We start from the raw sequence: 12,877 nt of genomic DNA, 5'->3' as shown, positions 1-12,877 counted from the left end.
CACCTAAGTTCTTAATTCCCTCATCGGCAGTTGCTGGTAACTTACCCTTTTCAGTGTTAACTGTTTGGGTTTCTATCTTGTCACCATATTCTTCTGCTTGACCAGGACGTTTTACTGTTATAGTAACATTCTTTTCAGAACCATCTCTGAATATTACTCGAATTGGAACACCATCAACACTTTGACCTGGCTTAAGGTTCTTAACCATATCTGCAGCATCATCGCCCCATTCAATTCGACCACCATCAGCAATAATTTGAGCTGGGGTCTTATCTGGGCCATCGGTAAAGCTTACGTGATCAATACCTTCTGAAGCATCTGGCAAACTACCGTCATCAGTTGGTACCTTTTTAGGAGTAATAGTTGCATCATCACTAATACCATACTTGTGAACTGGAATAGTTACTTCCTTCTTTGAACCATCTGGGAAGGTAACAGTTGCTGGAACATCAACATCAGTACCTGGTTTAGTTTGGTCAACTGTCTTTTGAGCATCTTTACCCCATTCCACTGTAGTGTCTTTTGGTAACTCATCATAGTTCTTAATACCATCTTTAGCTTTTTCAGGTAATTGACCATTGTGATCAGTATTTACCTTTTGTGTTTGAACATCATAGTCATCTGCTTGACCATGCATGTGTACTGGGATAGTTACATCTTTAGTTGAACCATCATCAAATGTTACAGTGGCTGGAACTTCTCTAGTTTCACCTGGTTTCATACCCTTAACCAAGTCTGAAGCAGGAGTACCATCTTTATCTTTACTCCAATCAACTCGTTTAAGATGTGGAATATTATCAACATCTTGAATACCCTTTTTAGCGTCTGGGAGTGAACCATCCTTGTTCAAGTCAACTGGTTGAGTCTTAATATCAACATCATCTGCTTGACCATGTAAGTGAACGATAACATCCATACCTTCACTCTTAATTGAACCGTCTGGGAAGACAACATCTGCTGGAATTGAAACTGTATCACCTGGAGTCATATTCTTAACAATTTCTTGAGCTGCAGTCTTGTCTTTCCATTCAGCATGAGTGCCATCAGGAAGTTGTGGAGTCTTAAAGTCAATTGCTTTATGTAGGTTAGCTAATCCATCATCAGCATTTTCAGGTAATGTTCTATCTGGTAAAACGATAGGTTGCTTAACGATAGGATAAGTATCAGCGTCATTAGCAATAGTTACTGGAATTTTAACGTTAGCAGTGGTTTTATCTGGATAAATTACTACAGCATCAAATTCCTTAGTTTGTCCAGTAGTCATCTTACCTAATTCACTCATGACTTGGCCTGGATTTGCCCAAACAACATTAGTTCCGTCAGGTAAAGCTGAAATAGTTTTATCATCTTGTTTTACGGAATCTTTCAAGTTGGCAATACCAGCTTTAGCTTCAGGTAAAGTACCTTTTGCGGCTTTAATGCCTTGAGTAACAGGAGTATAGACTTCATTATCAGCATTTATATGAATTGGAATACTGATTGTTTCATTTGAACCATCTGGATAAGTTACAGTTGCTGAAAATTCTTTAGTTTGACCAGGTAAGCCGTGCTTTACAAAGTCATCAACATCTGTTTGCTTATCGAAGTTAACATCAGTTCCTGCTGGTAATTGTGGATTAGTAGCATCTTTATGTAAGTTAGCTACACCATCTTCTGCCTTTGGACTTTCACCAGAATTAATCTTAATTGTTTGTACGTCTGGTGTATTCAAATCAGCTTCTGACTTAACCATTACTGGAATAGTAACATCCCTAGTTGAACCATCTTTAAAGGTAATTGTAGCAATTCCAGTAGTCAATCCAGTCTTAGATAAATCAGGTGCACTCTTCCAAACAATTGCAGTATCAGGATTTTGATCTTTAAGAACTGGAGTTAGGTTTGGATAGTTCTTACCATCAGTTGTAGTTTCAGTTTTAGCATTAGCAATACCATCTACTGCTGGATAGTTCTTGATATCATCTTTCCACTTAGCAACAATTGTTCTAGTATCTGTCCGCACATCAATTTTATCCTTGTAGTCATTTGCAAGACTAGAAACTTGAACAGTTACAGGAACTTCCTTAGAAGAACCATCCTTGAAAGTAACAATAAGTGTTGCAGGTTTTGAACCAGCTGTTTCTGTATCTACCTTTTCTTTCCAAGCATAAGTAGTGCCATCTGGCATATCACTTGTATTTGTAATTGCATCTTCTGCACGATTTGTACCAGATAAATCTTCATGCAAGCTAGCCTTGATAGTTCCACCCTGTGGATTATAGTCATCAGCCATTTGTTTTACTGTAATATTGATGGCTACTTCGTTGCTTGAATCATCGTTGTAAGTTACGACAACAGTTGCTGGGACAACTCCAACTTTTGAAGTATCAGGTGTGTTATTCCCCTTCCAAGTAACACTCTTAACATTCTTAATGGTATCGAAATCCTTAATTCCCTTTTGAGGATCCGGAGTTTCATTGACATAAACTGAAAAGTCTTGGCCTTCAATTGGATTCTTTTCAGCATCTGATTCCCCATTATCAGTGACAATAACAGTAACTGGTACAACTTTGTGACTATTATCTGGGAATGTTACTTCAACGTAGCCAACTTTTTGCTTAGGAGCAGAAGTATCTGGTGCACCATTGTACCAAATCACATCAGTACCGGCTGGCAATTGAGGATTTTCTTTACCAGCTTGATCAGCGTTGTAAACACCCTTTCTTGCCCAGCTCTTATCACTAATGTTAGTGCCTTTAGCTACAGTAATTGTTGTTGTTTCAATTGGATAACGATCAGCATCACTTTGAACATTTACCCAAACTTTTTGTTCATTTATAGATCCGTCTGGATAAGTTACTACAACAATACCAGTAGTCCAGCCTGCCTTAGAAGCATCTGGAACGAATCCATTTCTCCATCTAAATGTAGCCCCAGTTTGTTCATCAGCATTCAAAATACCTTTTCTAGCATAACTAGAATCGCTCATATCTTGTCCAACATAAGCATATTGAATATTTGGCTGTAGAGTATGCTTTTCAGCATCTGATTTTTGGTTATCAGTAACATTAATATTTACTTCAACTACTTGGGAACTTCCATCTGGAAATGTTACTTTTACATGGCCTATCTTCTTGTTAGTTACACTAGTATTAGGTACTCCACCTTCCCAAGCATAAGTAGTACCGTCTGGCAACTGTGGAGTTGTTCCCCAAGCCTTATCGGCATTGCCAATACCATCTTTGGCACGATTAGTAAGATCAGTGTTTATTGGGACAGTAATGTCTTGAGTAATAATTTTATACTTATCTGCATCACTAATAACATGAACAGTAACATTAACACTGTTTTGTGAACCATCCGGATAAGTTACCACTACAGTTGCTGGCTTGTCACCGCTAGTTGAAGTATCAACCTTGCTTGCCCAAGTGTAAGCACTTGAATCAGTTGGCAAATTAGTTGACTTATCCTTGTCAATTGCGTCAATTGCACGATTAGTTAAATCTTCATTCAACTTAGCATTGATATCTTTACCAACTACAGTTGATACGTTAGCATCTTCATAAACGTTAACAGTAACATCAACTACTTGAGTTGTTCCATCTGGATAAGTTACTTTAACTTGACCACGTTTTACCCCACCATCTTTAGTAGAAATTGGTGTACCTTGCCAGTCATATTTAGTACCATCTGGTAGCTTGGTGTAAGTTTTACCATCTTGGCTTGCATCCCCATCACGGTTAGCAATTAAATCTTCAGGATTTACAGTATCATTCTTTTTAACATTTAAAGTCTTAGAAACTGCGTTGTATTTTTCATTGTCCCCAATAACGTGAACAGTCACTTCAACTGGGTCTGACTTAGAACCATCTTCATAAGTTACTTGAACATAACCCTTGTGATCACCAGGCTTAGTAGTATCAACTGCTGGGTGAGTATCATCAACTACCCAATTGTAGCCAGTAGTCTTGTCAGCTGGTAATGAATCGTGATTAGTGATTGCATCATATGCATCATCGCCATCTAATTTATGGCTATTATCAACTTTAATAGTGCCTGCTTCAGGAGTGTACTTGTCAGCGTCAGTAATTACATCCTTAACGTTTAAGTCAACAGTCAAGTCAGTAGTGGTGTTATCTTTATAAGTTACAGTGATAACACCTTGCTTCTTATCAAAGTCAACACTCTTCCAAGTAGCCTTGCTAAATGTTGGTTCGTAATCAGAATCAGTAAAAGTAGTAGAACCTGGCTTCAAGTTAGAAATAGCATCTTTATTAGTAATGTATTGACTTGCATCTTGACCAACTAAGTTTTGATCACGACCAACAGTAATTGGACTCTTAACAGTAGGTCCTAAAGGAGCAACTGTGGTTGCAAATGCACCAGCACCACGTGGAGTTTCGATTCTAACGCGAACACCTTCTTTATTAAGGAGTGGCTTAGCTAAGTTAATAGTAAAGTTACCATTATCATCAACATTGCCGCGACCTAATTCATTGTTATTTGAATCGTAAACTACCGCAACAGCACCAGTATCAGTAGATTCATCTACAACGCTACCCTTTAATTGTGCACCGTTGTCAGTAAAGCCTTGACCTTCACCAGTAATTGATGGCTTGTTAACTTCACGAGTTGAGAATTCGAGGTAACGTAATTTACCGTTTCTGATAGCATTGTTAATACTTACAATGTTGTTATAACCAGCTTGTTGATATTCAGAGTGTAAAGTGGTACCAGTAATAGTCCCTGAGCCATTTAATGGCAATTGAACCCGCTTAAAAGTACCCATATTAGTAATACTTGAAGTTGGGTTAAGCATTGCACGTACTGAGTCGTTAGTTGCTACTAATTGACCAGGTAATGAGAAGATACGACTGTTTTTACTGCCATTTTGACTAATATCAAAAATTACGTCAGCAGTGTTATCGAAATTAAAGTTACCATTTGCACCATATTGGTTAACTAATGATAAAGTACCGTTACTACTATCTCTTAAAATAAAAGTACCACGCTTGTAAACATTTAATTTGCTACTGCCACCAACTCTTAAAAGTGCTTGGCTATTCCCAGAACCTCTTACGTTGTTGATACCAGTTGAGTTAACTTCTAAACGAGCACCAGAATTAACATTGACAGTAATTGGTCCCCAAAGTGAAAGAGCACCACCATCGTTGTTCAAATAGAAGTCACCATCACGGTTAATAATCATTTGACCATTATCAGTGCTAAAATCGCTATCACTAAGCTTTTGACCAACGTTCAATGTTACCTTGTTATCCATACGTAAAGTATAGTCACGAGCGCCATCATTGATAATTAACTTACCAAAGACATTTAATTGGGTACCGTCATTACGAAGGAAGATTGAGTTATCAGTTTGGGCTTCCTTAGGGTTGTTAAGAGTTACAGTAGCGCCTTTTTCAATCGTAGTATTAGCAGCACCTAAGTAAAGAACAGAGCCATCACCCCAACTAGAGTTACCATTACCGTTTAAGTTAGTGACACGATTGTTAGGCATACTGAAAGTTGCATTTGAACCTGCATGGAAAATCACAGTACCGTAGTCAGCACCATTTGATAAAACTGCGACTTTAGTTCCATTATCTGGCAAACCATAAGTTGTATGTAAATAATTAGCGTTTAAAGTGGCGTTTTCACCAACTTCAATTTTACGATTGTTACTATCAGAACGTTCAGTTGTTAAAACTGCACCATGGTCTGTGTTAACTGTTACATTAGCATTTGGACTAATAGTAATCCATTGCGCTTCAACACCAGATCTGTTACCACCAGTTTCGGTATATATAGTCTTGTTAGCAAGTGTTGAATAGTAAGATGCACCAGAATTTAAGTTGTCAGTACCAGAAAGAACAATTTCTGCGTTTACAGCATATGCAGCTTGGCCAGCATAAATTGTTACATCATTTAAGGTAATTCTGTGAACTGCACCGCTAGCTTCAGCAATCTTGGAATTTCTGTCATAACCTGTCAAGAAAGCAAAAGGTCCAGTAGCACTCTTTGAAAAGAAAGTACCATTATTAATAGTCCAATCTGCAGTTTTATTACCAGCAGGGTTCATGTAATAACCAATTGATCCCATGTCTACAGTATGGCCATTACCATTAATCGTTAATGTACGTGAAGCAATATTATAACGACTTACATTATTTTGATAATTATTACTGCTAAAATCTGCATTTATGTTAATAGTAGAAATCGTAGAATTTCTTAATGCCCTATCAAAGTCATTCCAATTAGAAACTTCTTGAACAGACGCATCATTAGTAGCTTTACTTTCAGCCAAAGCATCGGTATTTGCAGCTCTTTCTGTCCCACTTACCTTTAATTCAGTTGTATTATTGTTAGCTACTTGACTATCAGTGTTGCTACTTTCAGCAGAAGTTGCTTGATTAGTAGCTACTTCATCTTTACTAGTATTTTGGCTATTATTGCTTGATTGACTAGTACTTGCTTCACTTTCTGTTGATTGTGAAGAAGATGATGCTACTTTACTTTCATTAGTTGCACTACTTTCTGAACTTGCTTCCTGACTTGTATTATCAGCTGAAGAACTTGTTGAAGAAGTAGTAACTGGTAAAGTATCAGCCTTCGCTGTAATTGATTGGCTAGTTAAAAAAACTGTGGTCCCCATTAACACAGAAACTAGCCCCACACTTAACTTTCTCAAAGAAAAGTGTTGTTGTCGATCAGTAGCCATTTTCATGGCCCTCATCTTTTTATTATTTTTAGAAAGCATTATTATTCCTCCCAATACATTTCTATATATATTTATTCATCTAAGACAATATTAATACATTTGGCTACTTATTTCAATGTGGTATACAGCCTGAACCTTACCCCCCCATGGAGTTAAACGTTTTCTAACTATTGGGTTATAATTATCCTTTCAATTAATTATGTAGTTATAAATACCGCCAACTATTTTATTAAAACAAAGTAAATATTTATTTACATATATACTTTTTAACGTAAAATAATGTTTTTAGGGGGTTGTTTATTTTTCTATAATTATCCGTTTAGGGGACGGGATTAACGTTTTATGGAGGAAATAAACAATTATGATTCGTAAACATTTAGTTAGTGCTGGAATTACAGCACTAGCTGCAGTTATATGCATATGCACTGCTTTAATGTGGTTAGCTGGGTTAGCTTCTCCACTCGTATTAAGTTCAACTGCAATATTAATTATTTTAGGAGTTATTACTGGTAGTTTAATCCCTACAATCTTAATTACCTGGTTAATTATCGGGTTAACTACTATAGGAGCAGCTATTTTACTTATCGGTTACGTTGTTATCGATAATTCCCAAAAAATTCTTTTATTACTTACCTATCCTTTAGTTGCTTCTCTTACAGCTTTAGCTAAAACAATCATTGGACATTGGGGCTGGATTGACCGTGATCGCAACGCAATCGAAAGCTACCTCTCACATTATGATCCAGTTGTAAAATTACAAACGACATATAATGCCGCAAAACTATATCACAAAGAAGCAAAATTTATTGCTAATGAAAAAGAAGCCAACTTGCGTATTCACTTAGCAACTGTTCATTGGGTTCATAGTAACCAATTTAAGCAATTTCATGATATTGAATACAAAACTGTTTTAAGACGAATTTCAAAAGTTTTAAAGCAATTGCGCTTTCCATCTGAACAACTATATTATATTGGCAATTCAACTTTTTTGATTATTTCATATGCCTTAGCTGAAGATACTTATATATATAAAAATAGGCAAACTAAACAAGCTCTAGAAGCATTAGAGGTTGAAAACCACAATCCTCAATTTAAATGGGGTACCTTAAAAGTAGATCAAACTAATGTAAGTTCATATACCGAATTAGAACACGCTTTACGTCACTTGACCCGTGATATGGAAACTGACTTAGTTGTTGAATACTTAAAGGGGGCTGAAATAAATGGTTAATTTCTTCTTTATTTTAGCCGATGTCATTACGATTCTTTTTGCAATATTAATCATCATCTTATTAGTATGTCAGTGGGTCATTTATTTTAGAGTAGAAAAAACAATTCTAAGTAAAGAAAGTTCCTACGAAAAGGAGGAACAAAATGCTTAGCGAAGTATTGATGATAATAACTCTTATTTCAATCTGGCTCTCAATATTGATGTCAATGATTACACTTGGTGGAGCAACACACTTTTGGTTAAAGCAATCAAAAGTCTTGGTTGATGTAAAACCACTAAAAAAATATCCTAAAATTTCAATTATTGTTCCTGCTCATAATGAGGAATTAGTAATTGCCCAAACTACTCAAGCTTTATTAGACTTAAATTATCCTAAAGATAAGTTAGAATTATTACTTTATGCCGATAATTGTGTAGATAAAACTGCCGATGTCATGCGGTCAGTGACAGCATCAGCACAAAAAAATGGTTATCATATTCAAATTATTGAGCGCAAAGGTACTGGTGGTAAAGCTGGCGTATTGAATGATGCCTTGAAAATTGCCAAAGGTGACTACTTAGCAGTTTATGATGCTGATGCAATGCCAGAAAAAAATGCACTATACTTCCTAGTTAGAAAAGCACTTGAAAATCCGCAAAAATATGTGGCAGTTTTCGGACGTAATAAAACAAGAAATGCTGAACAAAATTTCTTAACTCGTTGTATTAATCAAGAAATTGTTGTTACCCAACGTATCCAACATTGTGGAATTTGGCATTTATTCCAAATTGGCCGTATTCCTGGAACTAACTTCATAATCCAACGAAACTTTGTTAAAGAAATCGGTGGTTGGCGTAATGGAGCCTTAACTGAAGATACAGATATTTCATTTAAAATTATGCAATCAGGTAAATTAATTGCCTTAGCATATAATTCCGAAGCGTTTCAACAAGAACCTGAGCGATTACATGACTATTATTTCCAACGCTTACGTTGGGCTAAGGGAAATTATCAAGTGGTCATTAATAACTTTGTTCATTTATTTGATTGCTCTAATTGGCGAGTAAAACTAGAAACATTATATTATTCATGTACTTTCTTTTGGTTTAATGCTGCTATTATTTTATCCGATTGGATTTTCTTTTCTAATGTCATCGCCTTAATTATTCGTCTATTTAATCCAGAGTTTCAAATTCCGTTTACCTTTGGAGAAAGTAATATTTTAATCACACAATTATTACTACTCAATTGGTTGTTCATGATTATTTTATATTTATTGCAAATCAATACTGCTATGTCAACTCAGTATGGTCAAGCAACCACTCACCAAATATGGCTTGGATTAGCTTCATACTTTACTTATTCACAATTATTTATCATAGTTTCTGTTCATGCAGTTTGCTCCGTTATATTAGATGATCTTTTTCACAGAAATAAAACTGTTTGGGTTAAAACGCGGCGTTTTAATGATTAATGGAGGATATCATGAAGCAAAAAATCATGTGGGTAATTTTACCGATCATTATTGCAAATTATATTGCGACTTTTTACTTTATTAGAACTAAAAATCCTGAACAAATACAGATAAAAACATATCAAGATTGGAAAAAGAATTATTTAGTTACTAAGAACTCAAATCAAGTATTTGTCAATGCTGGAACAAACAAGCACCCTGTTGCATTATCTGAAGCACAAGGATTTGGCTTAATTATTACAGCTAAAGCTGGTAAACGCGGTTGGGCAAGTGAGACGGAATTTGATAAGTTACTAAATTATTATCTTGCACATCAAGACTACGTAGGTGACCACCATACTCAAAAAGTTAGTTTAATGCAGTGGAAGCAATATTATAACCATCATGGTAAGTGGGTCAGTGAATACAATAGCGCTACTGATGGCGACTTATATATCGCCACTGCTTTAAATACAGCTGCTAAAGTATGGCCGCAAAAAGCAAACTATTACCATAGTCTAGAAGCAAAACTAGCCAATGATATTTTACGTTACGAGTATAATCCACAAACTGGCGCCTTAACAACGGGGGATTGGGTTAGATTAGATTCTTACTATGCCAACTTAATGAGAACTTCTGACGTATTGCCTTTTGTTTTTACTAACTTAGCTAAAACGACTGGGAATAAACAATGGTATGCTGTCCAAGACTCCATGCTAGAAAAATTAGTAAAATTATCAAAACAACATAAAGCAGGATTAGTTCCTGATTTTGCTTGGGTAGGAAGAAATTATGCCAAACCAGTTGCACCAAAAACAATTGCCGGAAAAAATGATGGCTATTATGCCTACAATGCTTGTCGCGTTCCAATTATGTTAGCAAAAAGTGAAAGTCCCAAAGCAAAATTTGTGGAGAAGCGTATATTGCATTACTTTTCTAAACAATACAATGTCTTTGGTGGCTACAAGTTAAATGGTGAACGCTTAGTCAAAAATCAATCACCTAGCTTTAGTGCTCCAATCTTTTATGCAGTCAATCAATATCGTGGCCAAGGCTATGACAACCTATTCGTCAGCCAAAAATATATTTTCAGCAAAGCTTTACCTAAAAATGATTACTATGGAGCCACTCTTACTACTTTAGTTGCGGTAGAAGGTTGGGAATAATTTCCTTCGCTTATTACTTGCACCCTAGTTTTTAGATATGATATTCTTAAATAAATTAATACCAGGAGGGATAATAAATGATTAAAATTAGTCATTCTCAATTAAATAACTCCCTTTCCTCAACCTCATTGATAGCTGTGGTTGGGTAATTTGGTATTTTCAAATTTAAGATATTACTACCGACTCTTTCAACCACTAAGTTATAGTAACTTAACCAATGAAAGGGTCGTTTTTTATTGCCAAGAGAATGGAGTAACAAGATGAAACAACAGCCTAAAGAGCATTTAAAACGCTCACTCGGTTTTGGATCTGCAATTTCAATTGTTATTGGAACAATTATTGGTTCCGGAATTTTTTTCAAACAAGGATCAGTTTTAGATAGTGCTGGAAATTCAACATTAGCAATTTTGGCTTGGATTTTAGGTGGGATTATTACTTTAGCCGGTGGTTTAACCATTGCAGAAATTGGCGCACAAATGCCATACACCGGTGGTCTTTATATTTATATTGAAAATATTTACGGAAGAATTGCTGGTTTTTTAGCTGGTTGGATGCAAATAATAGTTTATGGTCCTGCAATCATTGCATCAGTTGCTGGTTTTATGAGTATTTTGCTAACCAACTTCTTTGGATTAGGAACTGAATGGCGTATTCCTTTTGCTGTTAGTTGTATAGTTTTAATTGGACTAATGAATCTTTTAGAAAACAAAATTAGTGCTCTTTTTTCTGTAGTAACAACTTTAGGTAAGTTAATTCCTATCGCTGCTATCATTATTTTTGGACTTTTCTGGGGAAATCAAAATGCACTAGGACAAACAATGACTGAAATTAACCAATCTACTGGGAATTTTGGTGTAGCGGTTCTAGCAACTTTATTCGGGTATGATGGTTGGATTTTAATTGCTAATCTAGGTGGCGAAATGAAGAATCCTCAAAAATTACTTCCTAAAGCCATCATTTTAGGGATTACTTGTGTCTTGATTATCTATACATTAATTACTATTGGAATTTTACGCTTTTTACCAGCTGAACTAATTCATCAGCTCGGCGAAAATGCTCCTGCTTATATGACTACAAAAGCCTTTGGCCCAATTGGTGGTAAATTAATGTCAGCTGGAATTATTATTTCTATGCTTGGAACTTTAAATGGTAAGATGTTAACATTTCCACGAATAGTCTTTGCAATGGCAGAAAGAAAGGATATTCCTTTTTCAAAATCTTTAGCCTTTTTAAGTAAAAAAGGCAAAGCCCCAATAAATGCAACTATTTTTGTTTCAATACTAGCTTTTGCAATGATGTTATTTTTCAATCCAGATCGTCTATCAGATTTATGTGTGTTTACTGTTTATTGTTTTTATTTACTTGCCTTTTTCGGTATTTTTATTTTACGTAAACAAAACAAAAACAGACCATTCTCAACACCACTTTATCCACTAGTCCCAATTGTTGCAATCGCTGGCGGAGTTTTTGTTTTAAGTTGTGAGTTAATCAATGATTTTCATGGAGTTATTTTATTCTTGGGATTTGTAGTTTTAGGTTTACCTATTTTTTATCTAGTAAAAAGATATTACGGCGAAAAGATTTAAAGAAAAAAGCACCAATTGGTGCTTTTTTCTTTAACTAATCTTCCTTTTTAGCTTCATTTAATGATTTCATAATTGAAGGATTCTTAGAATGGCAATCTTTCAACATTTGTAAATCTTCTTCATTTAGTTCTACAACATACTTACTCATAGTAGTTTCCTCTTTTCGATTGTAGTAATACCTAAAACTAGGTTAGTTTAAATGTACCACTTTTTGAAGAAGATGGTTCACTTAAATAAACTAAAAATTGTTTACAATTTACAAGACATCGTTATCATAGTTACTTCAGGGTATTTTTCCATTTCTCCTGTTGGTTCAAAACCTTGTCCTTGCCAAAAATGTTTACCTGAATAATTTTTATCAGAATAACTTAAAATTATTTCTTTAATCTTGAAATTTACTAAATGCATTTTTAGAGACCTAATTAATGCACTTCCTAATCCACGACCAGTAGCTGATTTTTTCACCATAAACCATCCAATTATTGCAGCATCTTCTTCTGGAAATTTTAAAATCAATTCACAAAAAGCTATCAATTCTTTACCTTTCCAAAAGCCCCAAAACTGCTTTGAATCTTGTGACAAACCACTATCCGGCAAGGCTGTTAACAGATGTTTTAAATGTTGATAACTCAAAATTTGCCCCATTTGCTTAAAATATTGTGGCTGAGTCTGACAAAGTTTATAAATTTGGAATAAATCCTGTTCTGATAACAGGCTTGCACTAATTCCTTGAGGCAAGCTAGCTTTAAAATCCATACTTATTCCAT

The 12,877-nt window shown here is 35.3% G+C and carries 6 protein-coding genes; 4 read left to right on the top strand and 2 right to left on the bottom strand.

The window, feature by feature from the left end:
• Positions 1-6,733: Rib/alpha-like domain-containing protein (locus ACNDLV_RS05875; RefSeq protein ID WP_498882966.1), on the bottom strand; the 6,733-nt coding region annotated here is incomplete at its 3' end.
• Between the two features lie 322 nt (positions 6,734-7,055).
• On the opposite strand from ACNDLV_RS05875, the gene ACNDLV_RS05870 reads away from it, so the two are divergent.
• From ACNDLV_RS05870 to ACNDLV_RS05855, 4 genes are all read left to right on the top strand, one after another.
• A complete protein-coding gene (locus ACNDLV_RS05870) occupies positions 7,056-7,925 on the top strand; it encodes a hypothetical protein (protein ID WP_006585782.1) in 870 nt (289 codons plus the stop codon).
• A 143-nt stretch (positions 7,926-8,068) separates the two neighbouring features.
• Entirely contained in the window at positions 8,069-9,379 is a 1,311-nt protein-coding gene (locus tag ACNDLV_RS05865; protein WP_006585784.1) for a glycosyltransferase family 2 protein, read from the top strand.
• An 11-nt stretch (positions 9,380-9,390) separates the two neighbouring features.
• On the top strand, positions 9,391-10,524 hold the full coding sequence (locus ACNDLV_RS05860; protein ID WP_022091064.1) for a glycosyl hydrolase family 8: 1,134 nt from the start codon (positions 9,391-9,393) through the stop codon (positions 10,522-10,524).
• Positions 10,525-10,784: 260 nt separating this feature from the next.
• Positions 10,785-12,110, top strand: coding sequence for an APC family permease (locus ACNDLV_RS05855; protein ID WP_022091066.1), 1,326 nt, complete (start codon positions 10,785-10,787; stop codon positions 12,108-12,110).
• Between the two features lie 249 nt (positions 12,111-12,359).
• Here the strand turns inward: ACNDLV_RS05855 and ACNDLV_RS05850 are convergent, their stop codons facing one another.
• On the bottom strand, positions 12,360-12,866 hold the full coding sequence (locus tag ACNDLV_RS05850; protein WP_006585787.1) for a GNAT family N-acetyltransferase: 507 nt from the start codon (positions 12,864-12,866) through the stop codon (positions 12,360-12,362).
• Positions 12,867-12,877 lie beyond the last annotated feature (11 nt).

The organism is Lactobacillus fornicalis, assembly GCF_055362665.1.
The sequence above is the reverse complement of the archived record's forward strand: the minus strand, read 5'-3'. Positions and strand labels throughout refer to the sequence as shown.

Coding starts and splice junctions, on each gene's coding strand:
- ACNDLV_RS05870 (WP_006585782.1), top strand. CDS start 7,056: ATGATTCGTAAACATTTAGTTAGTGCTGGAATTACAGCACTAGCTGCA.
- ACNDLV_RS05865 (WP_006585784.1), top strand. CDS start 8,069: ATGCTTAGCGAAGTATTGATGATAATAACTCTTATTTCAATCTGGCTC.
- ACNDLV_RS05860 (WP_022091064.1), top strand. CDS start 9,391: ATGAAGCAAAAAATCATGTGGGTAATTTTACCGATCATTATTGCAAAT.
- ACNDLV_RS05855 (WP_022091066.1), top strand. CDS start 10,785: ATGAAACAACAGCCTAAAGAGCATTTAAAACGCTCACTCGGTTTTGGA.
- ACNDLV_RS05850 (WP_006585787.1), bottom strand. CDS start 12,866: ATGGATTTTAAAGCTAGCTTGCCTCAAGGAATTAGTGCAAGCCTGTTA.